Genomic DNA, 25,173 nt, shown 5'->3' on the forward strand with positions numbered 1-25,173 from the left:
GCGCCGGAGGCCGTTCCCTCGCCAGTGTTGCCCTCCGGTTCCGCTTCGCTCCACCTACGGCCAACACTGGCGAGGGAGGCGTCAATGCACTAACAATCCACCCGGACCACTCGGTGGGGGCCGGTCAGGTCTCGTGGCAAGCTGCGACATCATCGTCGCCTCGGAAGCCGCTGTCTTCGGCCTTCCCGAAATTGACGTCGGCCTGATGGGCGGCGGCAAGCATACCGCACGCATCATCCCGCATTCGCTTGCGCGGCGCATGATGCTGACCGGCTACCGCGCTCCCGCCGAGGAGTTGTATCGTCGCGGTATCATCGAGGCCTGTCTGCCCGCAGATGAGTTGCTGCCCTATTGCCTGGACATGGCGGCGGTCATCGCGTCGAAAAGCCCGCTCGCGACGCGCCTCTCGAAAGACAGCATGCGGACGATCGAGAATATGACGCTGCGCGACGGCTATATCTATGAGCAGGGCAACACCGCAAAGCTGTCGACTTCGCACGACGCGCAAGAGGCCGTCGCGGCTTTCGTCGAAAAGCGCGCGCCCCTCTTCCTCGGACGCTGAGGACACGGCGATGGACTGGAATTTCGGCGACCTGCTGGACGCGACCGCGGCGCATGTGCCGGGCGATCGGCCGGCAATCATCCGCGGCGATCATGTCACGACCTGGGCGGATTTCGATGCGCGGACGAACCGGCTGGCGCGCGCGATGCTGGCAGCCGGACTGCCCGCAGGCGCGCGCATCGCGATCCTCGCGCGCAACATCCCGGAATTTATCGAAATCGCTGCGGCGGCGTTCAAGGCACGGCTGACGCACGTCAATCTCAACTATCGCTACACGACGTCCGAAATCGAATATGTGCTGCGCGATTGTCAGGCGGCGGGGCTTTTCTATCAGGATGAATTCGCGTCCGTCGTCGCACCGCTGATTGGCGGCGCGATCGACCATTTGAGCTATGCGGTGCAGATCGGCAGCGATGGGGCCTATGAAGCGATCGTCGCCGAGGGGGACGCCGCGCCGCTCGATATCCTGCGCTCGCCCGACGACGGCTATCTTCTCTACACGGGCGGCACCACGGGGCGGCCGAAGGGCGTGATGTGGCGGTCGGCCGACGCGCGGTGCTCGCAGCTTGAATCTCCGGTTGCGGGAACTGCGCCCGCCAGCATGGACGATCATGTCGCGCATGTTTTGAAGGGCACGGCGGGGCGCGTCATGCCTGCCTGCCCGTTGATGCACGGCGCCGGATTGAACAGCTCGCTGGCCGAGCTGCTCATCGGCGGCACGGCGGTGCTGCTGCCTTCGGATCGCTTCAGCGCCGAAGAGTTGTGGAACGAGGCCGCGCGCCACCGTGTCACGCGCATCCTGATCGTCGGCGACGCCTTTGCCCGCCCCATGGCCGATACGCTGCTGGCGAACCCGGGGCGGTGGGATTTGTCCGCGTTGCGCCTGATCTCGTCGGCCGGGTTGATGTGGTCCGAGCAAGTGAAGGCCGCCCTGTTGGAAGCTTTGCCGCAGCTGACCCTGCTCGACATTCTCGGTGCATCCGAAGCGTCGGGTTTCGGCTTTGCGATCACCAACAAGGATCGCGCCACCCCGACGGGCTTGTTCGAACCCGGACAGCAGACGGTGATCATCGATCAGGAAAGCGGCCGCGTGCTCGCCGATGACGAGGTCGGACAAGGCTGGCTGGCGCGCCGCGCGCCCTTTGGCGCGGGTTATCATGGCGATCCCGAAAAGACTGCCAGCGTCTATCGCACGATCGACGGCACGGCCTATGCGATCCCCGGCGACATGGCCGAACGCCTGCCCGACGGGCGGTTCCGCCTGCTCGGCCGTGGCAGCATGTGCATCAACACCGGCGGCGAAAAAGTGTTCGTCGAAGAGGTTGAGGAAGCACTGAAGCGCGTCGACGGCGTCGCCGATGCGATGGTGTTCGGGCTTCCCGATCCCAAATGGGGCGCGGTCGTCACCGCTTTGATCGAGGCGGGTGACACCCCCGATGATCAGGCACTGCGCACCGCGCTGTCGCTGGATCTTGCTGCCTATAAACAGCCGCGCACGATTATCCGCGTCGCCCTCATGCCGCGCCACGCCAGCGGCAAGAGCGACTATCGCAGCGGGATGGACATCGCGCGCGCCCAAATTGCAGCCCAGACGTCCACGGGCTGATCGCGTCCGGCTCGCGAGGCCCCGGGCGGGCGCGCGGGCCGGACGCTTTCCCGCCCCATCGACCCAAATCACGCACACGCCCCAAGGACATCGCATGCAACAGGCCAATCCCTCTTCCGACAAAGCCCCCCGCCGGCTCGATGCGCTGATCATCGGCGCCGGGTTTGGTGGCATGTATGCCTTGCACCGGGTGCGCGGCATGGGGCTCGACGTCCATCTGATCGAGGCGGGCGACGATGTTGGCGGCACCTGGTACTGGAACCGTTATCCGGGCGCCCGCTGCGACGTGATGAGCATCGACTATAGCTATTCCTTCTCCGACGAGATCCAGCAGGAGTGGACGTGGAGCGAGCAGTTCGCGGCGCAGCCCGAAATCCTGTCCTACGCGCGCTTCGTCGCCGACAAGCTCGATCTGAAGCGCGACATCAGCTTCGAAACGCGCGCCACGTCGGTTCATTATGATGAAGACGCCGCGCTGTGGCGGATCGAGACCGACCGCGGCGATTTGTTCGAGGCGAATTATTGCCTGATGGCGACCGGCCCGCTTTCGGTGCCGAAGCAGGTCGATATCCCGGGGGCGGACCGTTTCAAGGGCGACCTCTATCTCTCAGGCAAATGGCCGCATCATGACGTTGATCTGAAGGGCAAGCGCGTCGCCGTGATCGGGACCGGATCGTCGGGCATCCAGATCGTCCCCGTCGTCGCCGAGCAGGCCGAACATCTGTATGTCTATCAGCGGACGCCCAGCTTCACCTTGCCGATGCGCAACCGCAAGCTCGACGAGGATTATGTCGCACATATCAAGGCGCATTATCCGGGGCTCCGCGCAGTCGCGCGCCACTCGCTGACCGGCGGCGTTCGGCCGATCACCAGCCGCCCGGTGTTCAGCGTCACCCCCGCCGAGTGCGAAAAATTGCTGGAAGATGCGTGGCAGCACAGCGGGCTCGCCTTCCTCGGCCTCTTTTCCGACCTGCTCACAAATCGTGACGCGAATGAGGTGGTGGCCGAGTTCGTGCGCGGCAAGATCGCCGAAACGGTGAACGATCCCGACACCGCGCGCCGGCTGACGCCGCGCGGCTATCCGATCTTCGCGCGGCGGCCATGCCTCGATACCGGCTATTACGAAGCCTATAACCGCGACAATGTGACGCTGAAGGATTGCCTGGAACATCCGATCCTCGAGATCACCGAAACGGGCATCCGAACGGCCGAAGGCGAGGTCGAGGTCGATATCATCATCGCGGCGATCGGCTATGACGCGCTGACCGGCGCGATGCTGTCGATCGATATCGAGGGCCGGGATGGCCGTCGCCTGAAGGACAAATGGGCCGATGGCGGGCGTTCGCATCTCGGCCTGATGATCGAGGGCTTTCCCAATCTGTTCGTCATCGCGGGGCCGAACGGACCGTCGGCGCTCGCGAACTTCATCCTGCTCAATGAACAGAATGTCGACTGGGTCTGCGACTGCATCGAACATATGCGCGCCGGTGGCCTGCGGTCGATCGAAGCGAATGCCGATGCCGAGGACCGCTGGATGGACAAGGTGACGACGCTCGGGTCGCACTCGCTCTATCCGACCGCGAACACTTGGTACACGGGCGCCAACGTCCCTGGAAAGCCGCGCACTTTTCCGGTGTATATCGGCGGGTTTGGCCGGTATCGCGAGATTTGCGCGGACGCGGCGGCTGAAGGCTATCGCGGCTTCACCTTGCGATAGTCATCCGGGCGGCTGCGTCCCGATCTGGAGAAAATCCGATGTCATCCGACAGGCTGTTTGAGCCGCTTCCGCTTGCTCGCGGCCCGGCGATGAAAAACCGTTTCATGCTGGCACCCCTGACCAACCGTCAGAGCCATGCCGACGGCACGCTGTCGGACGTCGAGCGCAACTGGCTGGAAATGCGCGCGGCGGGGGGCTTTGCGCTGACGATGACGGCTGCGGCGCATGTCCAGCCGGTCGGGCAGGGCTTTACCGGGCAATTGGGTGCTTTCGACGACGCGCATATCGACGGCCTTGCATCGCTGGCCACGCGGATCAGAGCGAAAGGTTCGCTCTCGTCGCTGCAATTGCACCATGCCGGTAGCCGTGCGGAACCGGCGTTGATCGAGGCACCGGTCGCGCCCTCGGATGTTGCGGACCGAAATATACGCGGCCTGTCGGAGCATGAGGTTGAGGCGCTGCGCGACGATTTCATTGAGGCAGCCCGGCGCGCTGAGCGGGCAGGCTTTGACGGCGTCGAGATTCACGGCGCGCATGGATATATTCTCGCCGAATTCCTGTCGGCGGCGACCAATATGCGGACGGATCGTTACGGCGGGAGCCTCGAAAACCGGGCGAGGCTCCTCTTCGAGATCATCGACGGCATTCGCGCTGCGACGCGGCCCGCGTTTCAGATCGGGCTCCGCCTTTCGCCGGAACGCTTCGGCCTCATTCTCGAAGAAATCCGCGATGTGGCAGCGGAGGCCATGCGTCAGGGAAAGATCGACTTCCTCGATATGTCTTTGTGGGACGTCAAAAAGGAACCGGAGGACGAAAAGCGCAAGGGACGTTCGCTGCTGAGCTTTTTTACCGAATTGCCAAGAGGTGATGTTCGTCTCGGCGCTGCGGGCAAGGTGATGAACGCCGATGATGCGCGCGCGGTTCTCGATGCCGGCTGCGATTTTGTCGTGATCGGGCGCGCCGCTATTTTGCGCCACGATTTTCCCGAACGCGTCCGCCACGACCCGGCATATCGTTCGCCAGCCCTTCCCATAGAGGTGCAGCATCTGCTCGATGAAGGGCTTAGCAGCGAGTTTGTGCACTATATGCGCCGTTGGCCGGGATTTGTGGCAGGGGGTCTGGCAGAATAGCCGATCCACCACACGGCAGGAGCCAATTCTGACGGAGGCACGGGCTATCCAGGCTCGCGGGCGATGCGGAGGGTCTCCCTGGCTAGACCATGCCGAGACGATTGAGGCTGGCCGCACAGCTCGCTCGGGAGATAAGAGGCAGTTCCATCGCCAGTGTAGCCGTCCCGTCCCGCTTTGCTTCACCTAATGCCAAAACCAGCCTTGTGCTCCGAGCCGGAACACCGCTTGAGCTCGTAGCGACGGTATCGCGAGTTGCGAATGCAACAAATTCGATAAACTGACGAAATTCCGAGAGTTTTGTGCGACCAAAGATGTCGCAGACTCTCGATGCGCCAATCTGGGAAAAACCCAGTAAAATCAATACTCATGGTGCGGTCGAGAAGACTCGAACTTCCACGGCCTTTCGGCCACAACGACCTCAACGTTGCGCGTCTACCAGTTCCGCCACGACCGCACATCATGATGGGCCGGACGGGTCCGGCTCCAGGTAGGAGCGGGCGCCTAGCAAAGCTTTTCGGGCGATGCAAGCGAGCTTCGACGCTTTTCTTTTTTTGATGGGCAAAGGCGCGGCCCGCCGGGGCTGTGACTGTCACCAAATCGACTCCAAAGAGTCATCCAACTGTCATGGCTCTGGCGTCAGACCGTCATCGAATCACCCTAGTGGCGTCCTCACCGGGGGCGAGGCGACGATGATCCTCTCTCGTTCGCCGGTGGTATTTCATCAGCGCCCCGGGGCGCGCACCGGGAACGGAGAATTTCATGGCGGCTTTCGCACGCATTCGTTTGGTCATGCTCAGCGGCGTGGCCTGTTCCATCCTTGCAGCCTGCGGCGCCGACGGCGTTGCTTCGCCCGGCGAAGGTGTGATCGTCGTTCCGACGCCAACGCCGACACCCACGCCGACCCCGACCCCCACGCCGACCCCCGGCGTCGTGACCCCGGCCGATGCGTGCCCGAATATTGCGGGCGCCGTTAAACTGGCCGATCGCGGCACGATCACTGGGCCGCAGGGCACATGGCGCAACTGCGAATTCCCCGCGCGCTTCACCGCTTCGACCGCGATCCCGAAGGTTCCGGGCGTCATCTATTCGCTGGGCGGCCGCGTCGATGTCGGCACCGACCAGGGTGCGGCGAGCACCAACACCGACGTCACGCTGACCATCGACCCCGGCGTAATCATTTTCGGCGCAACGGGCGTATCCTGGCTCGCGGTCAATCGCGGCAACCGCATCCATGCTGTCGGCACCGCGACCCAGCCGATCATCTTCACTGGTCGCGCCAACGTGGTCGGTGAAAATGGGAACACTCCGATCAATGACGACACATCGCAGCTCTGGGGCGGCGTGGTTTTGCTCGGCCGCGCGCCGGTCACCGATTGCGAAGCGGCGGGTGCCGTCGAAGGTACGGTCGATTGCCAGCGCGAAACCGAGGGCGCGACGGGCGCTAGATATGGCGGCGCGCAGGTCGCCGACAACTCGGGCCGCATGTCCTATGTCCAGATCCGCTATTCGGGCTTCACGCTCGCACCCGACAAAGAGCTTCAGGGTCTGACGCCGTCGGGCACCGGCACGGGCACCCAGCTCGACCATATCCAGATTCACAACAGCTCGGACGACGGTATCGAAGTGTTCGGTGGCCGGGTGAACATGAAGCATCTTGTGATCACCGGCGCCGAGGATGACAATCTCGACACCGACGTCGGTTACAAGGGCAATATCCAATATGTGATCGCGGTGCAGCGTGCCGGCGGCGCGATTGGCGATTCGATCCTCGAGGTCGATTCGAACGGCAATGAAAACGCCGCCCCACGCCAGTTCGTCCAGCTTGCGAACTTCACCTTCATCCAGCGCAACGCGGCGGCGGGCAACACTGCGGCCATGCTGATCCGCGGCGGCGCTGACTATACGATGGCCAACGGCCTGGTCGTTTCGCCGGGTGTCGGCTGTCTGCGTCTGAACAGCGCGACGACGACGCAGGCCGCGGGGACCGACGAGCAGGGGCCGCCGAAATTCTTCTCGGTCTCGATGCAGTGCGGCGGCGCTTCGCCGTTTATCGGTACCAGCGGCGTGACCAATGCCGAAGTGCAGACAATCTTCGGCGCGGGCACCAACAACAGCGCGGCTTACACGCATAGCCTGACGAACCTGTTCGTCAACGGGGCGACCGAAACCGCGCTGACGCCCTATAATGCGAAGCTGCTGAACGCCTTCTTTGACACCACCGCCTATGTCGGTGCCGTCCGCGACGCCAGCGACACCTGGTATCAGGGTTGGACCTGCAATTCGGCGACCGCCTCGTTCGGCACCAGCAGCGGCAGCTGCACCGCGCTGCCGACGACCTGACCGTTCAACAACCAATCGGGGGAGCGGGCAGGTCCATGCCGGACTGGCCCGCTCCTTTCTCACATTATCTTCGGGGACATTCGACCATGACCAAGCGGCCGATCTTCGCCAGCCTGCTTCTCCTCAGTTCCGCCCTTGTCGCGCCAGCGGCGCTCGCCCAGGACGCGGCCGTCGACGCGCCCGCCGATGCGGCGGCGCAACCGGATGAGGAAGACGGCGATGTCTCTATCCCCGGCGGCGCCGACGCCGAAATCGTCGTCACCGGCCGCTTCACCCCCAATATTGTCCGCGCGACCCCCGAAGTCGTGTCGGCGCTGTCGTCCGCCGACATTGCGCGGACGGGCGAGGGCGATATTTCGGGCGCGCTGCAGCGCGTCACCGGTCTCAGCGTCGTCGGCGGCGGCTATGTCTATGTCCGCGGGCTTGGCGATCGCTACTCGCTCGCGTTGCTCAACGGCTCGCCGTTGCCGAGCCCCGAGCCGCTGAAGCGCGTCGTCCCGCTCGACATCTTCCCGTCGAACGTCATCGATTCGACGCTGATCCAGAAAAGCTATTCGGCGAACTTCCCCGGCGAGTTCGGCGGCGGCGTGATCAACCTCACGACCAAGGCGATCCCGCGCGAACCCTTCCTGACCTTCAGCGGCGGGATCGGCTGGGACAGCGAGACGACCAATCAGCTTGGCTATACCTATTATGGCAGCGACACCGACTGGACCGGTTTCGACGACGGCACCCGCGACGTGCCGCCGCTGCTCAAGGCCGCGTTCGCCAGCGGCAAGCCGATCCTTGAAGGCGCTGATTTCAGCCAGAATGATCTGAAGGCGATGGCGATGGAGCTTTCCAACTCGCCGACCTCGCTGCTTCAGCAGAATGATCATATCCCGATCAACTGGTCGGCGGGCGTCACCGGCGGCACCACCATCGCGCTTGGCGATGGCGAACTCGGCATCATCGCGACCGCGGGGATCAGCAACAAGTGGCGCACCCGCGACACTCTGCAACAAACCTCGGTCGAGCGTGACCTGTCGGGCGATCCGCAGACCAGCTACAACCGCGTCGTCACCGACAATCGTGTCGTCGTCAACGGCCTCCTCGGCTTCGGGCTGGAGATTGGCGAGCACAAGCTGCGCTGGACCAACCTCTATATCCGCGACACGCTGAAACAGGCCCGCCTTGCGCTCGGAACCGACGCGAACCAGCAGGGCCGCGACATCATGAAGCAGGATACGGCCTGGTATGAGCGGCAGCTGATCAACACCCAGTTCGTCGGCGAATTCCACTTCGACCAGCTCAAGCTCGACCTGCGCGGCGCCTATGCCAATTCGCAGCGCGAGGCGCCCTATGAGCGCAGCTTCACCTATGTCCGCACCAATTTGCCGACCGCGCAGGACCCGCTCGGCGACAAGTTCGTCAACGACCTCGGCGGCAGCCGCGGCGACGCGAGCATCGCCTTTTCGGACCTGAACGAGGATCTGTGGTCGGGCGGCGTCGATCTGTCCTACGAACTCGCCCCGCGCATCACCGCGACGGTCGGCTATGCCTATAGCGATACCCACCGCACCTCGGCGCGCCGCTCGTTCCAGTTCCGCGCATCGAACCTGCCGCTCGCAGTGCAGCAGCTGCGCCCCGATTATCTCCTCTCCGATGCGACGATCCAGCTGTATGACATCACGCTGCTCGAAACCTCGGCGCAGGACGGCACCGCGGCCTTTGCCGCCGACCTCACGACCCACGCCGGCTATGCGCAGGTGCAGGCCGAACTGACGGCGGGCGTCAACATCAACGCGGGTGTGCGCTATGAGACGGCGAAGCAGACGGTCGCGCCGATCGACCTGTTCAACACCGGGTCGTCGGCGATCGTGGAAACCAACCTCAACAACAATTACTGGCTCCCCGCGGTCACCCTGACCTGGGAAGTCGCCCCCGACATGCAGTTGCGCGCCAGCGGGTCGAAGACCATCGCCCGCCCGCAGTTCCGCGAACTGGTGGCGCAAGTCTATCAGGATCCCGAATCGAACCGCCTCTACCGCGGCAACCCCTCGCTGACCGACAGCGAGCTGTGGAATGCCGAGGCGCGCTATGAATGGTATTTCGACAAGGACCAGCGCCTGTCGGTCGCCGGCTTCTACAAGTCGATCGACAATCCGATCGAAGCCTTCACCTCGCTGTCGGATTCGTCGGTCAGCACCGGCTTTGCCAATGCGCCGAAGGCGACGCTCTATGGCGCCGAGGTCGAGGTGCAGAAATATGTGCCGCTCGATACGCTCTCGGACGCGCCCTTCTGGCAGAGCCGCCGTCTCGTCCTGATCGGCAACTATACCTACACCCAGTCGGACATTTCGGTGCGCGAAGGCGACACCACGGTGATCAATGGGGTGACCGAGGCCGCGAGCAATTATTTCTTCGACGGTGCGCCTATGACCGGCCAGTCCGATCATCTGGTGAACCTCCAGATCGGCCTCGAGGATCAGGACAAGCTGTCGCAACAGACTTTGTTGCTGACCTACGCGAGCCCTCGCGTCACCAGCCGCGGTCCGTCGCGCCAGCCTGACCTGCTCGAAAAGCCGGGCATCCAGCTAGACTTCGTCGCGCGGCAGGGACTGAACATGCTCGGCAAAGAGGTCGAGCTGAAGTTCGAGGCACGCAACCTGACCGGCCGCAAATATCAGGAAGTCCAGACCTCGGGCGACAATAAGATCTACTTCAACCGCTACAAGCTGGGCCGCACTTTCTCGCTCAGCGCGTCGCTGAAATTCTAGGCGCGAAAATCCTCCCTGTCGTGAAGCGATGGGGAGGGGGACCGTCGGCGTAGCCGATGGTGGAGGGGTAGGGACACTGCCCCTCCGTCAGTCCCTGCGGGACTGCCACCTCCCCATGCCTTCGGCACAGGGAGGATAGAGCCAAGGCGGTGCCACCAGACTCGCCCGGCTGTAAAAAAACTGTCATCTTTGCGTCAACTGCCTGTCATTAATTCCGCCTAGGCGATTCGGGACGGCATTTTTACGTGGGGGACCGGGGAATTTCATGGCGACGCTGATGTCTGGATCAGCCGTGCGACTGCCACGCGGATTGCCCGCCTGGATCCGCAGCGGCGTGCGCACGCCGCGTCAGCTCTGGCCGCTGCTGCTCGCCGGGCTTCTGGGTGCCTTGCTCGTCTGGCAACTCGTGCGTCTGCTCTGGGTGCTGATCGTTCCGCTGTCGCCGCTCGGCGCATGGCAGCCGCAGGCGGCGGTGATCGCTTCGCCCGCCGAACGTCGCGCGCTGTTCACCAGTCTCGATCCCTTTTTCCGCGGCGCTGCGCAGGGCCCCGCCAGCGCGACCGTCACCGCGCTCGGACTGACGCTGTTTGGCATCAATCTCAACGAAGCGACCGGCGGCGGCTCGGCGATCATTGCGGGCGAGGATGGGGTGCAGAACAGCTATGCCGTTGGCGACGAAATCGCCCCGGGCGTGAAGCTCGCCGGGGTCGCTTTCGACCATGTGACGCTCGATCGCGGCGGCGCGCGCGAAAGCCTGTTCCTCGACCAGAGCGGTGAAGCTCCGGTCGCCGGCGCCGCGACCCCATTGCCCGCACCGACCCCCGAAATCGGCAGCGCGGCCGCTGGCGGCGTCAGCGCCAATGGCGAAATGTCGCCCGCCGCGCTCAAGGCCGGGGTCGCTTTTGCTCCGCGCACCGAAAATGGCCGCGTCACGGGTATGGTCGTTCAGCCGCAGGGCGACGGTGCCGCGTTCCGCGCTGCGGGCTTGCGTCCGGGCGATGTTATCCGCTCGGTCGGTGGCCGTCCGATCGGCTCGGCAGCCGACGCGGCGGCACTTGCCAATCAACTTACTCCGGGCGCTCGCCTGTCCTTTGAAGTCGAACGCGGCGCCAGCGTCGTCCCGGTTGCCATTTTTCTTGCAAAGCCCTGATCCACATGCGTTTTAAACTGTCCCTCATGCTTGCAGCGGCGCTGATCTCGGCGACCCCTGCGTCGGCGCAATATACGCTCAACGTTCGCGACGCCGATATTCGCGCCTTCATTCAGGATGCCGCCCGGATCACCGGGCGCACCTTTGTCATCGACGGCCGCGTCAACGGCAAGGTGTCGGTCGTCACCGACCGGCCGTTGTCGCGCAGCGAATATTTCGAGATTTTCCTCTCAACCCTGCGCTCGAATGGCCTCGTCGCGGTTCCCGGCCCCAACGGCGCCTACCGCGTCCAGCCGATCGACGGCGCCGCGGCGCAGCCCGGCCGGATCGGCAGCAGCGGTGCGGCGCAGAACCAGTTCGTCACGGAGATCATCCGCCTGCGCCATATCGATGCCGTCGCGGCGGTCGAAACGCTGCGCCCGCTTGTCAGCGCGCAGGGTTCGCTCACCGCGAACCGCAATGCCAACAGCCTTGTCGTCGCCGATTTCGCCGACAATATCCGCCGCATCCGCGCGCTCGCTTCGAGCATCGACCGCGACAGTTCGACCAGCCAGATCGTCACACTCAAAAACGCCGGCGCGCGCGAAATCGCCGCGGCACTCACCGCGCTGGTTCCGGCGGCGGGCGAGGGGGCTAAGTCGCCCATCGCGATCGTGCCGATCGACAGCAGCAACGCGATTGCGCTGCGCGGCGACCAGGCGATGGTCGCGCGCTTTGTCTCGATGGCGAACGAGCTTGACCAAAAGGCTGCAGGTGGCACCGAATTGCGCGTCTATTGGCTCGAGCACGCCAATGCCGAAACGCTGCTGCCGACGCTGCAGCAGCTGATCGGTGGCGGCAGCGACCCGGCGCAGAAAGCGGGTCTGTCGCCCGCCACCACGTCATCCTCGTCGGGCGGCAACAGCACGCCGGCGCCAGCGCCAGCAGCGACCACTGCGGTTTCGACCGGCGGCGGAGGCAGCGGCAGCATCTCGACCCGCGGCCCCGCGATCGTAACGCGCTACGAAGGCGCGAACGCGATCATCGTCGCGGCCAACAGCGAAGTGCAGCGCATGCTCGGCGAGCTGATCCGCCAGCTCGACAGCCGCCGCCAACAGGTGCTGGTCGAAGCGATCGTTGTCGAAATCGGCGACGATGCCGCGAAACGGCTCGGCGTCCAGTTTCTGCTCGGCGGCAAGAATATTCCCTTCGTCGCGACGAGCTACAGCAATGCGTCGCCGAACATTTTGACCCTCGGCGGCGCTTATGCGGCAAATCAGTTGGGGCAGCAGACGACGACGGTGAACGGCACCACGACGGTAACCCAAACGAACAGCTCGCTCGGCAACAGCCTGCAGGAAGCTGCGGCGGCGTCGTTGCTCGCGGCGACCGGCGGTTTTGCGGGTTTTGCGGGCGATATCGGCAAAAATACGATCTTCGGCGCGATCATCAATGCGGTGAAGTCAGACACGACGTCGAACCTGCTCGCGACGCCGCACATCGTCACCCTCGACAATCAGGCGGCAAAATTCCTCGTCGGGCAGGATGTTCCGATCACGACTGGCGAAAAGCTGGGCGACAATTTCGAAAACGCCTTCCGCACCGTCCAGCGCGAAGAGGTCGGGATCAAGCTGGAAGTGACCCCCCAGGTCAATGGTGCGGGCGAAGTGAAGATGTTCCTCCGCCAGGAAGTGTCGAGCGTCGCTGGCCCGGTCTCGTCGCGCAACAGCGACCTCATCCTCAACAAGCGCTCGTTCGAAACGGTGCTGACCGTCGACGATGGCGAAATCCTTGCGATCGGCGGGCTCCTCAACGATGACGAGCGCAAGACGATCGAGCGCATCCCGCTACTCAGCGATATTCCGCTGCTCGGCGAACTGTTCAAATCGCGCAGCCGCACCCGGTCGAAGACGAACCTAATGGTCTTCATCCGCCCGACGATTCTTCGTAACCGCGAGGACAACGCCGCGCTCACCGCGCGCCGTTACGGATATATCCGCGACTTCCAGCTCCGCCGGAATCCCGACGAAGAGCCCGCGATCGACACGCTGGTGCGCGATTATCTGGGCGCGGTGCCGCCGGTGCCGACCGCGGCGACCGCCGCCGACATCACCGTCGGTCCGGTGGATTTGCCTGCGTTGCGTGGCCCCGAGGGCAGCGTTACGACGACCGATGTTCCGCCGTCGATTTCGAAGGCGCCTGCACCTCCGGCCGGAGACTTTCCGTGACCGACATCGAACCGGCGGTGCCTGCTTCGGCGCCGGTTGATATTCCCTATGGTTTCGCGCGGGCGCATGGCGTCGTGATCGCACAGGGCGAGGGCGCCGCGTGGCTCGCGACTTTGCGCGAAGGTGCTGACCCGGCGGTGCTGATCGAGGTGAAGCGCTATCTCTCGCAGCCGATCCGCGTCGTGACGGCCAGCGTCGCCGATTTCGACCGGCTGCTCTCTGATCATTATGCCGTCGACAGTTCAGCCGCCGCGATGGCGGGGTCGCTCGACGGCAGCGACATCGACTTCAGCCTGCCGAGCGCCGAAGATCTGCTCGACAGCGCCGACGACGCCCCCGCGATCCGCCTGATCAATGCGATCATCGCCGAAGCGGTACGGCAGGGTGTCAGCGACATTCACATTGAGCCCTATGAAAGCGGCCTCGTCGTGCGGATGCGCACGGACGGGGTGCTGCGCGAGCATCTGCGCATGCCGCCGCACGTCGCGCCCGTCGTCGTCAGCCGCATCAAGGTGATGGCGCGCCTCGACATCGCCGAGCGCCGCGTCCCGCAGGACGGCCGCATCGGGCTGACCCTCGCGGGCAAGGCGGTCGACGTTCGCGTCTCGACGCTCCCCAGCCGCGCTGGCGAGCGCGTCGTGATGCGTATCCTCGACAAAGACGCCGCTGGAATCGACTTCGACGTCCTTGGCCTGTCGGGAGCCGCCGACCAGATTTTGCGCGAGGCGCTGGCCGAACCCAATGGCATCATCCTTGTCACCGGGCCGACGGGTTCGGGCAAGACTACGTCGCTCTATGCCGCGCTCAAGCAGCTGAACGATGGTCAGCGCAATATTCTGACGGTCGAGGATCCGGTCGAATATGCCGTCGATGGCGTCGGCCAGACGCAGGTGAACAGCAAGGTCGGGCTCGACTTCGCCGCGGGGCTTCGCGCGATCCTGCGTCAGGATCCCGATGTCGTGATGGTCGGCGAAATTCGCGACCGCGAAACCGCCGATATTGCGGTGCAGGCGTCGCTGACGGGGCACCTCGTTCTCTCGACCGTCCACACCAATGATGCCGTGGGAGCGATCACGCGCCTGAAAGATTTGAAGGTCGAACCCTTCTTGCTCGCCTCGACTCTTCGCGCAGTGATCGCGCAGCGGCTGGTTCGCAAACTTTGCGATCATTGCCGTGAACCGGTGCAGGCGGACAATAGTGTCGCGGCGATCCTCGGGCTCGACATCGGCACCGTGATTTGGCGCCCAAAGGGCTGCGAGCATTGCAACGGCACCGGCTACAAAGGCCGCATCGGGGTGTTCGAGGCGATCAAGGTCGACGAAACCGTGCGCCGCTACATCTATAACGGCGGCGACGAAGCGATGATCGCGCGCCACGCTTTCCTGAAATCGCCGACGCTCGCCTCGGCGGCGCGGACGATGGTCTCCAAGGGGCTGACCACCGCCGAAGAGGCGATCCGTGTCGCGCGGCGCGAGGAAATCGATGCCTGATTATCGCTATGTGGCGATCGATCCGCAGGGGCGCGAGCGCAAGGGGCGGCTGACCGCCGCGAACGACGATGCGGCGCGCGCCGACCTGATCCGCCGGAAATTCCATATCGTCGCGGTCGAAGCCGCCGGGGCGAAGCCGGCCGGCGGACGTTCGCTGCTGGTGTTCCGCCGCAACAAGCTGTCGAGCAAGGATCTCGCGCTCTTCACCCGCCAACTCGCGACGCTCGCCGAAGTCGCGCCGCTCGAAGAGGCGCTGCGCACGCTGACCCGCCAGAGCGAGGCCGAAAGCGCGCGCGCGGTGGTTGGCGATGTCCATGCTGGTCTGCTCGAAGGGCGCCGCCTCGCCGACGCGATGGCGCGCCAGCCGGCGAGCTTCCCGCCGCTCTATCGCGCGATGGTCGCGGCGGGTGAGACGACGGGCAGCCTCACGACCATTCTCGCGCGCCTCGCCGACCTGCTCGAACGCCAGGCTGAAGTGCGCGGCAAGCTGATCGCCGCGCTTGCTTACCCGATCGTCCTCGCGGTGGTCGCGGTCGGCGTCGTCGCCGCGCTGATGATCTTCGTCGTCCCGCGCGTCGTCGAACAATTCACCGACGTCGGTCAGCAACTGCCCTTCCTGACCCGCGCGGTGATTGCGATCTCCAGCTTCGCCGCGAACTGGTGGTGGCTGATCGCGCTCTTGCTCGCCGCCGCAACCTTCGGCTGGGTTCAGGCGATGCGCCGCCCGGCGTTCAAGGCGCGCGTAGATGCGCGGCTGCTCCGCCTGCCTTTGCTCGGCCGCCTGCTGCGCGATCTCTACGCCGCGCGTTTTGCCCGCACGCTGTCGACGATGGTGTCGAGCCGCCTGCCGCTCGTCGACGGTCTGCGCCTGACGCTGCCGACGATCCGCAACGCGGCGCTTGCCAGCGCCACCGCGACGATCGTCGATCAGGTCCGCGCGGGCGGCAGCCTGTCGGCGGCGCTGCGCGATGCCGGGGTCTTTCCGCCCTTGCTCGTTTACATGACCGCGAGCGGCGAAAGCGCGGGCCGCCTCGAGCAAATGCTCGAGCGCGCCGCCGATTATCTCGAGCGCGAATTCGACCGTTTCACGGCGGCGTCGATGGCGTTACTCGAGCCTGTCATAATTGTCGTTATGGGGTCGTGCGTTGCCCTTATCATCCTCGCCATCCTGCTTCCGATCCTTCAGTTGCAGAACCTTGCAGGTCTATAGCCCATGTCCCTGATGAAGCTTTTCCTTCGCCTGATGCTCGACCCCACCCGCCAGCCCGTCAAACGGCAACGCAAGAAGGACGAGCGTGGCTTTACGCTGACCGAGTTGATGGTCGTGATCTTCATCATCGGCCTGCTCGCAACCGTGGTGATGATCAACGTCCTGCCCAGCCAGGACAAGGCGATGGTGACCAAGGCGAAGGCCGATATCGCGACGCTGGAGACGGCGCTCGAACAATATCGGCTCGACAATCTGGCCTATCCGGCCTCGACCGACGGGCTGAATGCGCTCATCACCGCGCCACCGGCGCTCGCGCAGCCCGAACGCTATCGCCGCGGCGGCTATATCAAGAAATTGCCCGCTGATCCGTGGGGCCGACCCTATAATTACCAGACGCCCGGCCCGAACGGGGCCGCCTTCGACGTATGGTCATTGGGCGCCGATGGGGCACCGGGCGGGACCGACGACAATGCCGATATTCGCGGAGACAGCTGAGGGCGCAGCTCCCGACCGTCGCAAGGCAGCGACCCGCGGCTTCACGCTGGTCGAACTGATGGTCGTGCTCGCGATTCTCGGACTCGCCGCGACGGCGGTGGTGCTGACCATCCCCGGCGAAGAACGCAGCGTGCGCAGCGAGGCCGACCGGCTCGCCGCGCGGCTGGCCGGCGCGCGCGACGTCGCGGTGATCGAGGGGCGCAGCGTGTCGGTCAACTTCGCGCCCTCGGGCTATGGTTTCGAACGGCGCATCGGTGGCGAATGGCAGCCTTTGCCCGGCCGTGCCTTTGCGCAGCGCAACTGGCCCGCCGACATCCGCTTTGCCGCGGGCGACGGGCAGGGCGCGGCGCGTGTCCTGTTCGACCGCGTCGGCACCAGCCCGACCCCGCAGGTCGTTGTGCTGTCGGGCGGCGACGCGCGCGAGATCGTGCGCGTTTCGGCGACGGGGGAGGTCAGCCGTGGGCAGTGATCGCGAAAGCGGATTCACCCTGCTCGAAATGCTGGTCGCGCTCAGCATCATCAGCATCGCCGCGCTGACGCTGGTGCGGCTCGATGCCTATGCGGTGCGCACCGCGGGCGACCTCGACGAAAGCACGATGGCCGGTATCGTCGCGCAGAACCGCGCGGTCGAATTGTGGACCGACCCCGCGCCGCCGACGATCGGCAACAGCGCATCCTTGGTCGCCAATGCCGGGCGCAACTGGCGGATCGAACAGCGGGTCAAGCGGACCGCTGACGACAGCCTGTTGCAAATCGACCTGATCGTTCGGCCCGAAGCCGGGCGCGGGCAGTCGGTGCTGACGATCATCCGGCCGTCGCGATGAAAATTCAGCGCGTCATCTCTGGTTGTTCCCCGGCGAAAGCCGGGGCCCAGTGCGTGGGCATGCGACGTTCCCTATGGGCGCACGAGGCCCCGGCTTTCGCCGGACCGCGTTCATCTGGCGATGAACGCGGTTTCACCCTCGTCGAAATGCTGATCTCGCTGTCGCTGTTCGCCGCGATCGCCGCGATGGGCGTCGGCTTGCTGCGCAGCAGCGTCGATACGCAGGATGCGGTGCAGGGACGGCTGAAGGCGATGGGCGGGGTCAACCGGCTGCGCGCGGTGATGGCGAATGATCTGGCCCAGGCGGTCCAGCGCTCGACGCGCGGGAGCGCTGGAGAGAGCGTGCCGGCCTTCATCGGATCGGAAAGCGGCTTCGCCTTTGTCCATGGCGGCGCGGGGGCACTCGACGGCGGGCCGCGCCCGGCGGTCGAGCGCGTCGGCTATGCGCGCGTCGGCAACGAATGGCGCCGCGCCGTCCAGCCGATGCTCGACGGCACGGCCATGGGGGAGGGCGACCGGCTGATCGGTGAGGTGAGTGCGGTTGTCGTGCGATACCGCGACGAAAAGGGCGCGTGGGGCAGCATCTGGACGTCGGAGCCCGGCGACCGCCTGCCGCACGCGGTAGAAGTACGGCTGACCCGCGAAGGCCGTGCGCCGCTGGTCCTGCTTTTCCTGACCGCGCCGACGCCGCTCCCGGCACCTGTCCCGGTGCCTGCGCCATGATGCCGGGCGCAAAGGATGAACGCGGCGCCGCGCTGCTCAGCGTGTTGCTGCTCGTCGCGGTGATGGCGGTGATCGCCGCTACCGCGCTCGACCGGCTGACGCTCGCGACGCGCATCGCGGGCAGCGCGGCGGCGGTCGATCAGGGCCGCGCCTACAGCTTTGCCGCCGAAGAAATTGCACTGCGCCGCGTCGGCGATCTGGTCGGGCGCGATCCCGCCAAGCTGACGCTCGCGGGCGACTGGTTGGCGCGCGATTTCATCCTGCCTCTACCCGGCGGCGAGGGGAAGGCGCGGCTTGCCGATGCCAATAACTGCTTCAACCTCAACAGTCTGGTCGCCGAAACCACGCCGGGGCTGTTCAGCCAGCGGTCGGGTTCGATGCGCCAGTTCGGCGCGCTGATGACCTTGCTCGGCGTCGATCCGGGTGAGGCGCAGTCGATCGCCGGGGCGGCCGCCGACTGGATCGACAGCGACAGCAATGACGGGCCGCTGGGCGCCGAGGACGGCGTCTATCGATCGATGGCGAATTCCTATCTGCCCGCCAACCGCAAGATGGCGGACATCAGCGAGCTGCGCGCAGTGCGCGGGGTTTCGCCCAAAATCTATGCGCGGCTGAAGCCCTGGATTTGTGTGTTGCCGGTTGCAGAACCGGTTCGGCTCAACGTCAACACGCTGGCGCCCGAACAGGCGCCGCTGGTTGCGATGCTGATGCCCGATCAAATCACCATCGCCGATGCGCGGGCGGCGCTGGCGGCGCGGCCTGCGGACGGCTATGGCAGCAGCGAACGATTCTGGAAGGCGCGCTCGCTCGAACGGCTTGCGCCGGGTGATATAGGCGAACAGGCCGGAGTGACGAGCCGCTGGCTGACGCTGACGACGAATGTGACGATGGGGGACGGGTTTTTGACGGCAGTTTCGCTCATCGATGCCAATGGCGGCGCACCAAGCGCCGGGCAGGCATCGCCCGTCATCGTCCGCCGCGATTGGGGCGAGAGCGACTGATATGACGCGCACGCTGGTCCTTTGGCTGCCCCCCGTGGCGGCGCTCGCCGACAAAGATATTCCGCAGCCCGCTTGGCTCTGCGTCGACGACGGCGTGGTCGTCGATTCGGGGCAGGACGACGGCTGGGTCGAGGCGTGGGAAAAGCCGCAGGATGATGGCGCCGACGCCCGGCTGATCGCGCTCGCGCCCGTCGCCGACGTGCCCCTGCTCTGGCATCATTATCCCGACGCCGCGCCCGCGCAGGCCGCCGCCGCGGCGCGCATCGACACGCTGAAGGCCAGCCTTGGCGACGCGTCGGCGCTGCATGTCGTCGCCGGCCAGCCCGCCGAAGCGGGGCAGGCGGCGCCAGTTGCGGTCACGACCCACGCTGCGATGACCGCATGGACCGACTGGCTGCAGACGCGCGGGCTGACGCCTGCGGCGATCATTCCGGCGGGCGCTGCGGTGCCGCCGCCCGAACCCGATCATTTGTGGTTGGCCGAACTCGGCGGCGAACAGATCATTCGCACCGCGACCCGTGCCTATGCCTCCGACCCCGAACTCGACCCATTGATTGCGAGCGGTCATGACATCGCGCCGCTGGACGCCGACCGGATGCGCGACGCGCTGATCCTGACGCTTGCCGCGCCGCCGCTCGATTTGCTCAGCGGAGGATGGAAGCCCAAACGCAGCTGGTCGGTCGATCCGGCGATGCTGCGGCTGGCGAAGTTTCTGGCGATCGCGCTGCTTGTCGTCAGCCTCCTTATCCCGATCATCCATGCGGTGCGGCTCGCCGGCGACACAAGCCGCGCCGACCGCGCGGTGATCGATACAGCGACGAAGGCGGGGGTCAAGGCGTCCGACGCCGCTGCGGCAGAGAGTGAACTCGACCGGCGCCTCGCTGCGGCGGGGGGCGGCCCGCTCGCTTTCTCGGTGCCCGCATCGGCGCTTTATGATGCGATGGCCGATACGCCGGGGGTGACTCTGAAGACTCTGTCGCACCGCACCGATGGCACGCTGTCGACGACGCTCGCGGCCCCGCGCGTCGAGGATATCAACACGGTCCTGCTCGCGCTGCAGGCGCGCGGCTATCGCATCACCGCGCAGCCGATGGCGGGCACCGATGGTCAGCAAATGGCCAATGTCACGATCCGGGCGGTGCCATGACCGAGAAATTGCAAAATTGGTGGATCGCCCTGTCGCCGCGCGAGCGCTGGCTGGTCGGCATCGCGGGCGTACTGGCGCTCGGCGTTATTATCTGGGGCCTCGGGCGTCCGGCCTATGCCGCCTTCACCGACCTGGAGGCGGAGCATCGCGCGGCGATCGAACGCGAAGGGCGGGTGACGGCGAAGGCGCAATTGCTGGCGCAGCGTCCCGCGAAATCGCTCGCGGCGGCGCTCGATGCCGTCGCCATCGATCAATATCTGACGCAATCGGCGGGCGAAATTGGGCTGGCCCTCGACCGCAACGAGGCGCGGGGTTCGGGGCAGGCGACGATCGCCATCGCGACGGCGAAGGCGCCGGTGCTGACCGACTGGCTCGCTTCGCTGGAAGCGCAGGGCTTTGTCGTCGATCAGCTGACGATTACTCCCGCCGCCGACGGCACCGTCGGCATGACCGCCGAACTCAGGAAAGGCGGACAATGATGCCGCGCCGTCGTTGGATTGTCGCGGCGCTGTTGCTCGCGCTGCTGCTGATTGTCGCAACCTTCCCCATGCGGCTCGCGCTGGGGCTTTCGGGGGCTTCCGACGCTGGAATTACCGCGCGTGAAGTGCGCGGGTCGGTGTGGTCGGGTGAGCTTGTCGAGGCGCGCCTCGGGGCGCTGCCGCTCGGCACCCTGCGCGCCAGCCTGTCGCCGCTCGCGCTGCTGACAGGCAGGGTCGAAATGGCGTTTACGCGCGCCGACGACCGGCTTGGAGCGTTGGCGGGACGCCTGCACGGCAGCAATCCGCGCGGCGTGTCCGATGTGAACGGCGTCACCTCGATGTCGGGCGGGCTCGGCATGATCCCGGTCGATACGATCCGCTTTGAAGGCGCCACCGTGCAATTCGATGACGCCGGGAAATGTGCGGCGGCGAACGGACGGCTCCAACTGTCGGTCACGGCGCCGATCGCCGGGCTCGACCTGTCGCGCGGCCTGTCTGGGTCGCTGGCGTGCGCGAAGGGCCGCGCGCAGGCGGCGCTCGCAAGCCAATCGGGGATGGAGCGGCTGACGCTCTCGTTCGACGGCAGCGGCGCCTATCGCGCGCAATTCGCGATCAATGTCGATCGCGATCCCACGATGGCGGCGGCGCTTTCGCTACTTGGGTTCAAGGCGGGACCAGGCGGGTTCGTGCTGGCGACTTCGGGTCGCTTCTAGAATATGATGCCGTGAAGCCACGCCGTTCGATGCCCCAATGTCGGTCCTAAACGCCTTACCCTATGGCTGGGGCGTCGGTTTCGCCGCGCTGGTGGGCCTGATCCTCGGCAGCTTCATTGCGACCATGGTGCTGCGCTGGCCCGCCGGGCGTTCGGTGCTCGGGCGGTCGCGCTGCGATGGGTGTCAGAAGCCGCTTGCGCCATGGGATCTTGTCCCGTTGCTGTCGGCGCTCCTGTCGTGCGGGCGCTGCCGCCAATGTGGCGCGCGCATCGATCCATTTCACAGCCGGGTCGAGATCACGTCGGCGCTGATCGGAGCGCTGGCGCTTGCCATCATGCCCGGTCTGTCGGGTTGGCTCTGGGCGTTGCTCGGCTGGCTGTTGCTGCCGCTTGCGTTGCTCGACGCGCGCCACCTCTGGTTGCCCGATCGTCTCAATGCCGTGCTGGCGGCGGCTGGGTTGCTGCTCGCGGGTCCGTTGATGGGAACGCTGTTGCTCGACCGATGGATCGGCGCCGTTGCGGGCGGGATCGCGCTGGCGCTGGTCGCATGGGCCTATCGTCGCGCGCGCGGCGCCCACGGCATGGGCGGCGGCGATCCAAAGCTGGTCGCGGCGATAGGCGCCTGGCTGGGTTGGCAGGCGCTGCCGCTGGTGCTGATGCTCGCCAGCCTCGGGGGGCTGGCATGGGCACTTGTCACCCAAGGAAAAGGGGACCAGCCGCTGGTTCAGCGGCGGATCCCCTTTGGTCTGTTCGCGAGCATCGCGGCCTTTGCCGCAGTGCCGCTGTGGCTGCTGATCAGCGGCCGATAATGACAGTCACCGCGCGGCGGTTCTTCGCATAGGCTTCCTCGGTCGAACCGAGTTCCGCCGGGCGTTCCTTGCCATAGCTGATGACCTGAATGCGGTTCGGATCGATGCCGATCGACGAGAGGTAATTTTTCGCGGCATTGGCGCGGCGTTCGCCGAGTGCGATGTTGTAATCGCGCGTGCCGCGTTCGTCGGCATGGCCTTCGAGCGTGACGCGGACTGCGGGATTGCGCTGCAGCCATTGGGCCTGACTCTGCAGCGTCGCCTGATCTTCGGCATCGACATTATACTGGTCGAAACCGAAGAAGACGCGATCTGCCGCCACATTTGCGACGAAATCTTCCTGCGATCCGGGGACGACCCCCGTGCCAGTGTCAGTGCCGGTGTCGCTTCCTGTACCTTCGGGAGCCGGTGGCAGCACCTCGGGCGCCTTTTTTGCGCAGGCGCCAACAGCAAACATGGTGATCGCCGCGATCATCGCGGTGGTTTTGCGTATCGTCATGATTTCTGTCCTTTTATTGTTGCGTACGTCGTTAAGTGCCGACGGGATGAACGCATGTTGAACGCGATGTTCCAATCCCGCAGATTTCCTTTGGTTCCCGGCTTTCTCTGGCCTCAGGGCAGCACCGGGCCCCAGCTCGGATCCGACCCGTCCTGGGGGGTCGGCAGGCGGCGGAGGTTCACGCCCGTCAGGTCGACCTGCCACAGGCTGGATTTGCCCTCGCGGCCGGGCGAGGTGCGGAAGAATTGCAGGACGCGGCCATTCGGCGACCAGGTCGGCGCCTCATCCTGCCAGCTGTTGGTGAGCATGCGCGCGCCGCCGCCTGACGGGGTCATGACCCCGATACGGAATTCGCCGCCGCCCAGCCGGGTGAAGGCGATCAAGTCGCCGCGCGGCGACCATTCGGGGGTCGCATAGCGCCCACCGCCAAAGCTGATCCGCTGCTGGTTCGATCCGTCGATGTTCATCGTATAGATTTGCTGGCTGCCCGACCGGTCGCTTTCGAACACGATCTTCTTGCCATCGGGTGAGAAGCTGCCGCCGACGTCAATCCCCGGGGTGCTGGTCAGCCGCACCGGAGTGCCGCCGTTGGCCGAGATGCGATAAATGTCGGTGTTGCCGCCGACCGCCATCGAATAGAGGATCTGCGATCCATCGGGCGACCAGCGCGGGGCAAAGGTGGTGTTTCCGCTTTCGGTCACCAGCTTCTGCGATCCGGTGGCGACGTCGTAAATGAACACGCGAACGCGGTTGTTCAAATAGCTGACATAAACGATCTTCTTGTAATCGGGCGAGAAACGCGGGCTGATTGCCAGCGCCTGACCGTTGGTGACGAAGCGGTGGTTGCCGCCGTCGCTGTCCATGATCGCGAGGCGCTTGATCCGATTCCCCTTGGGCCCGCTCTCGGCGATATAGGCGACGCGGCTGTCAAAGAAGGGCGCTTCACCCGATAGGCGCGAATAAATGGCGTCGGCGCATTTATGTGCGGCGCGGCGCCAGTCGCCGGGCTGAATCTCAAAACCCTGACGGACCAGCTCGCTGCCCAACGCGGTATCATAGAGATAGCAGCCGACGACGAGCCCGCCGGTACCGCTTGCCTGAACAAAGCCATGGACGACATTCTCGGCGCCCCGCGATTGCCAGTCGGCGAATTGCGGCGCGCGGACTTCGGCCATGCTGATCGCGCGAACGCTGCCGGGGCCGAGCGGGGCGTAAAGCCCGCTGCGTTCAAGATCGGCGGCGATGACTTCGGCGATCTGGCGGCCGAGGCTGTCGGTGCGCAGCCCGGCGACGGTCATCACCGCCGGGGTCGCCAGTGCGGGAACGGCGATGACGGTGCGGTCCTGCGACAGCGTGCCAGTGATCGATTCACGAGGCCCTTCCGGTTGTAGCTGGGCAGAGCTCTGATCTTGGGCAACCGCAGGGACGGCCGTTGCCGCGAAAATGCCCGCGATTAAATATCTCGTAAGAGTCATGCTCATCTCGCTTTGTCAAAATCCAACGTATAATTCTGCCAGTAGCTGTAGTTTTCCTCTGGCAGATCGAACGGAGCGGCCACTTCTATGGCCTTTTTGGCGCATTCCTGATGTCGTGCGACTTGAAATTTGTTGCTGTCATTCTGACCAGTAGTGGTGACGCTTGAGAAACCCGCAAGCGCACCCGTTTGAGTGAGCCGGAACTTAACGATAGTTTTCAGTTGTTCTACGTCGACGCCACTTACATTGCACCGGTCCCAGCGTGGGCCAACCTTTGCCTTGATGCTGACGTCGATCGACCGCCGAACCTCGGCAGCGGTCGCTGCTGCGGGTGCGCCTTTTTTTGAGGGCGACTTAGTCAGGTCACGGCCAATTTCCTCGAGATTGCCAGTCGGGCGTCCCGTCGGCCGCGCCGGGTTCTTTTTCGCGGGCGGCGCTTGGGTGGCCGCTTTGGGAGGTGCCTTCTTGGCCGCCGGTGGCAGCTTTTTTGGTGGCGTTGGGATTGATCGCGCGACCGGCTTGGGCGTCGGGGCCGGGGTCGGCCGCACCACAGGTTCGGGCTCAGGCGGCGCGGGCATCGGTTCGGGCGCGGCGATGTCGACCGCATCCTCTTCGCCCAGCCGCGCAGCGGGCGGGGTGTCGCTGATCACCGGCGCGGTTGAAGTCGCCGCGGTTTCGGCGATCAGGTCGACTTCCATCGGCGGATTGTCGAAACGGCGTTCGCCTGCGGTCCATTGCACCGAAAGCAGGCCGATGATGGCGATATGCGCCGCCACCGCGATGGCGATGCCGCGTTTCTCATTTCCCCCCGCTGCCCGTGTTTCGGTCATCGTCCTTGC

The 25,173-nt window shown here is 65.3% G+C and carries 22 protein-coding genes, 1 tRNA gene and 1 pseudogene; 20 read left to right on the plus strand and 4 right to left on the minus strand.

Features of this window, described 5'->3' with window-relative positions:
- The 5 genes and pseudogenes from CDQ91_RS21410 to CDQ91_RS18055 all read left to right on the plus strand — a co-directional run.
- On the plus strand, nucleotides 1-93 hold a 93-nt coding region (locus CDQ91_RS21410), incomplete at its 5' end, for an integrase catalytic subunit (RefSeq protein ID WP_144036679.1).
- 31 nt (nucleotides 94-124) lie between these two features.
- A pseudogene (locus tag CDQ91_RS18040) lies at nucleotides 125-562 on the plus strand (enoyl-CoA hydratase-related protein); the annotation flags it as partial.
- Nucleotides 563-572: 10 nt separating this feature from the next.
- On the plus strand, nucleotides 573-2,168 hold the full coding sequence (locus CDQ91_RS18045; RefSeq protein WP_088474098.1) for an AMP-binding protein: 1,596 nt from the start codon (nucleotides 573-575) through the stop codon (nucleotides 2,166-2,168).
- Between the two features lie 94 nt (nucleotides 2,169-2,262).
- Nucleotides 2,263-3,885, plus strand: coding sequence for a flavin-containing monooxygenase (locus CDQ91_RS18050; RefSeq protein ID WP_088474099.1), 1,623 nt, complete (start codon nucleotides 2,263-2,265; stop codon nucleotides 3,883-3,885).
- A 38-nt stretch (nucleotides 3,886-3,923) separates the two neighbouring features.
- The gene (locus tag CDQ91_RS18055) at nucleotides 3,924-5,015 is read left to right on the plus strand and encodes an NADH:flavin oxidoreductase (RefSeq protein ID WP_088474100.1); all 1,092 of its coding nucleotides are present in this window, start codon (nucleotides 3,924-3,926) and stop codon (nucleotides 5,013-5,015) included.
- A 367-nt stretch (nucleotides 5,016-5,382) separates the two neighbouring features.
- On the opposite strand, the gene CDQ91_RS18060 is transcribed toward CDQ91_RS18055, so the two are convergent.
- Nucleotides 5,383-5,469: transfer RNA gene (locus CDQ91_RS18060), tRNA-Leu, on the minus strand.
- Between the two features lie 305 nt (nucleotides 5,470-5,774).
- On the opposite strand from CDQ91_RS18060, the gene CDQ91_RS18065 reads away from it, so the two are divergent.
- The 15 genes from CDQ91_RS18065 (at nucleotide 5,775) to CDQ91_RS18135 (ending at nucleotide 22,360) form a co-directional block, all read left to right on the plus strand.
- Nucleotides 5,775-7,355, plus strand: a complete 1,581-nt coding sequence (locus CDQ91_RS18065) for a hypothetical protein (protein ID WP_088474101.1) — start codon at nucleotides 5,775-5,777, stop codon at nucleotides 7,353-7,355.
- Nucleotides 7,356-7,441: 86 nt separating this feature from the next.
- Complete coding sequence (locus tag CDQ91_RS18070; RefSeq protein ID WP_088474102.1) at nucleotides 7,442-10,114, plus strand: TonB-dependent receptor domain-containing protein; 2,673 nt, start codon at nucleotides 7,442-7,444, stop codon at nucleotides 10,112-10,114.
- A 265-nt stretch (nucleotides 10,115-10,379) separates the two neighbouring features.
- Complete coding sequence (locus CDQ91_RS18075) at nucleotides 10,380-11,264, plus strand: type II secretion system protein N (protein WP_088474103.1); 885 nt, start codon at nucleotides 10,380-10,382, stop codon at nucleotides 11,262-11,264.
- Between the two features lie 5 nt (nucleotides 11,265-11,269).
- Nucleotides 11,270-13,471 (plus strand): type II secretion system secretin GspD, encoded by a 2,202-nt coding sequence (gene gspD / locus CDQ91_RS18080; protein WP_088474104.1) that lies wholly within the window; start codon nucleotides 11,270-11,272, stop codon nucleotides 13,469-13,471.
- Nucleotides 13,468-14,961, plus strand: coding sequence for a GspE/PulE family protein (locus CDQ91_RS18085; protein WP_088474105.1), 1,494 nt, complete (start codon nucleotides 13,468-13,470; stop codon nucleotides 14,959-14,961). Before gspD ends, CDQ91_RS18085 begins: the two co-directional genes overlap by 4 nt.
- Nucleotides 14,954-16,171: a type II secretion system inner membrane protein GspF gene (gene gspF, locus CDQ91_RS18090; protein WP_088474106.1), complete on the plus strand. Its 1,218-nt coding sequence runs from the start codon at nucleotides 14,954-14,956 to the stop codon at nucleotides 16,169-16,171. The genes CDQ91_RS18085 and gspF overlap by 8 nt, the downstream gene beginning before the upstream one ends.
- 12 nt (nucleotides 16,172-16,183) lie before the next feature.
- The gene (gene gspG / locus CDQ91_RS18095) at nucleotides 16,184-16,666 is read left to right on the plus strand and encodes a type II secretion system major pseudopilin GspG (protein ID WP_237246050.1); all 483 of its coding nucleotides are present in this window, start codon (nucleotides 16,184-16,186) and stop codon (nucleotides 16,664-16,666) included.
- Nucleotides 16,641-17,135, plus strand: coding sequence for a GspH/FimT family pseudopilin (locus tag CDQ91_RS18100; protein WP_088474108.1), 495 nt, complete (start codon nucleotides 16,641-16,643; stop codon nucleotides 17,133-17,135). The genes gspG and CDQ91_RS18100 overlap by 26 nt, the downstream gene beginning before the upstream one ends.
- Nucleotides 17,125-17,490, plus strand: coding sequence for a type II secretion system minor pseudopilin GspI (gene gspI / locus CDQ91_RS18105; RefSeq protein WP_272897622.1), 366 nt, complete (start codon nucleotides 17,125-17,127; stop codon nucleotides 17,488-17,490). Before CDQ91_RS18100 ends, gspI begins: the two co-directional genes overlap by 11 nt.
- Nucleotides 17,491-17,549: 59 nt before the next feature.
- On the plus strand, nucleotides 17,550-18,212 hold the full coding sequence (gene gspJ, locus CDQ91_RS18110; RefSeq protein ID WP_088474109.1) for a type II secretion system minor pseudopilin GspJ: 663 nt from the start codon (nucleotides 17,550-17,552) through the stop codon (nucleotides 18,210-18,212).
- The gene (gene gspK / locus CDQ91_RS18115) at nucleotides 18,209-19,213 is read left to right on the plus strand and encodes a type II secretion system minor pseudopilin GspK (protein ID WP_237246041.1); all 1,005 of its coding nucleotides are present in this window, start codon (nucleotides 18,209-18,211) and stop codon (nucleotides 19,211-19,213) included. The genes gspJ and gspK overlap by 4 nt, the downstream gene beginning before the upstream one ends.
- Nucleotide 19,214: 1 nt before the next feature.
- The gene (gene gspL / locus CDQ91_RS18120; RefSeq protein WP_164499275.1) at nucleotides 19,215-20,360 is read left to right on the plus strand and encodes a type II secretion system protein GspL; all 1,146 of its coding nucleotides are present in this window, start codon (nucleotides 19,215-19,217) and stop codon (nucleotides 20,358-20,360) included.
- Nucleotides 20,357-20,839, plus strand: coding sequence for a type II secretion system protein GspM (gspM, locus tag CDQ91_RS18125; protein WP_088474111.1), 483 nt, complete (start codon nucleotides 20,357-20,359; stop codon nucleotides 20,837-20,839). Before gspL ends, gspM begins: the two co-directional genes overlap by 4 nt.
- Nucleotides 20,836-21,552 (plus strand): type II secretion system protein N, encoded by a 717-nt coding sequence (locus CDQ91_RS18130; RefSeq protein ID WP_088474112.1) that lies wholly within the window; start codon nucleotides 20,836-20,838, stop codon nucleotides 21,550-21,552. Before gspM ends, CDQ91_RS18130 begins: the two co-directional genes overlap by 4 nt.
- A gap of 37 nt (nucleotides 21,553-21,589) precedes the next feature.
- Entirely contained in the window at nucleotides 21,590-22,360 is a 771-nt protein-coding gene (locus CDQ91_RS18135) for a prepilin peptidase (protein ID WP_088474113.1), read from the plus strand.
- Here the strand turns inward: CDQ91_RS18135 and pal are convergent.
- The 3 genes from pal to CDQ91_RS18150 form a co-directional block, all read right to left on the minus strand.
- Complete coding sequence (gene pal / locus CDQ91_RS18140) at nucleotides 22,347-22,859, minus strand: peptidoglycan-associated lipoprotein Pal (RefSeq protein WP_174688526.1); 513 nt, start codon at nucleotides 22,857-22,859, stop codon at nucleotides 22,347-22,349. The genes CDQ91_RS18135 and pal overlap by 14 nt on opposite strands.
- Nucleotides 22,860-22,972: 113 nt before the next feature.
- The gene (gene tolB, locus CDQ91_RS18145; RefSeq protein ID WP_088474114.1) at nucleotides 22,973-24,340 is read right to left on the minus strand and encodes a Tol-Pal system beta propeller repeat protein TolB; all 1,368 of its coding nucleotides are present in this window, start codon (nucleotides 24,338-24,340) and stop codon (nucleotides 22,973-22,975) included.
- Complete coding sequence (locus CDQ91_RS18150; protein WP_088474115.1) at nucleotides 24,337-25,164, minus strand: hypothetical protein; 828 nt, start codon at nucleotides 25,162-25,164, stop codon at nucleotides 24,337-24,339. The genes tolB and CDQ91_RS18150 overlap by 4 nt, the downstream gene beginning before the upstream one ends.
- Between the last annotated feature and the right edge of the window lie 9 nt (nucleotides 25,165-25,173).

It is taken from the genome of Sphingopyxis witflariensis (assembly GCF_002205635.1).
GTDB lineage: Bacteria > Pseudomonadota > Alphaproteobacteria > Sphingomonadales > Sphingomonadaceae > Sphingopyxis > Sphingopyxis witflariensis.

Coding starts and splice junctions, on each gene's coding strand:
- CDQ91_RS18045 (WP_088474098.1), top strand. CDS start 573: ATGGACTGGAATTTCGGCGACCTGCTGGACGCGACCGCGGCGCATGTG.
- CDQ91_RS18050 (WP_088474099.1), top strand. CDS start 2,263: ATGCAACAGGCCAATCCCTCTTCCGACAAAGCCCCCCGCCGGCTCGAT.
- CDQ91_RS18055 (WP_088474100.1), top strand. CDS start 3,924: ATGTCATCCGACAGGCTGTTTGAGCCGCTTCCGCTTGCTCGCGGCCCG.
- CDQ91_RS18065 (WP_088474101.1), top strand. CDS start 5,775: ATGGCGGCTTTCGCACGCATTCGTTTGGTCATGCTCAGCGGCGTGGCC.
- CDQ91_RS18070 (WP_088474102.1), top strand. CDS start 7,442: ATGACCAAGCGGCCGATCTTCGCCAGCCTGCTTCTCCTCAGTTCCGCC.
- CDQ91_RS18075 (WP_088474103.1), top strand. CDS start 10,380: ATGGCGACGCTGATGTCTGGATCAGCCGTGCGACTGCCACGCGGATTG.
- gspD (WP_088474104.1), top strand. CDS start 11,270: ATGCGTTTTAAACTGTCCCTCATGCTTGCAGCGGCGCTGATCTCGGCG.
- gspF (WP_088474106.1), top strand. CDS start 14,954: ATGCCTGATTATCGCTATGTGGCGATCGATCCGCAGGGGCGCGAGCGC.
- gspG (WP_237246050.1), top strand. CDS start 16,184: ATGAAGCTTTTCCTTCGCCTGATGCTCGACCCCACCCGCCAGCCCGTC.
- CDQ91_RS18100 (WP_088474108.1), top strand. CDS start 16,641: ATGCCGATATTCGCGGAGACAGCTGAGGGCGCAGCTCCCGACCGTCGC.
- gspJ (WP_088474109.1), top strand. CDS start 17,550: ATGCGACGTTCCCTATGGGCGCACGAGGCCCCGGCTTTCGCCGGACCG.
- gspK (WP_237246041.1), top strand. CDS start 18,209: ATGATGCCGGGCGCAAAGGATGAACGCGGCGCCGCGCTGCTCAGCGTG.
- gspL (WP_164499275.1), top strand. CDS start 19,215: ATGACGCGCACGCTGGTCCTTTGGCTGCCCCCCGTGGCGGCGCTCGCC.
- gspM (WP_088474111.1), top strand. CDS start 20,357: ATGACCGAGAAATTGCAAAATTGGTGGATCGCCCTGTCGCCGCGCGAG.
- CDQ91_RS18130 (WP_088474112.1), top strand. CDS start 20,836: ATGATGCCGCGCCGTCGTTGGATTGTCGCGGCGCTGTTGCTCGCGCTG.
- CDQ91_RS18135 (WP_088474113.1), top strand. CDS start 21,590: ATGTCGGTCCTAAACGCCTTACCCTATGGCTGGGGCGTCGGTTTCGCC.
- pal (WP_174688526.1), bottom strand. CDS start 22,859: ATGACGATACGCAAAACCACCGCGATGATCGCGGCGATCACCATGTTT.
- tolB (WP_088474114.1), bottom strand. CDS start 24,340: ATGAGCATGACTCTTACGAGATATTTAATCGCGGGCATTTTCGCGGCA.
- CDQ91_RS18150 (WP_088474115.1), bottom strand. CDS start 25,164: ATGACCGAAACACGGGCAGCGGGGGGAAATGAGAAACGCGGCATCGCC.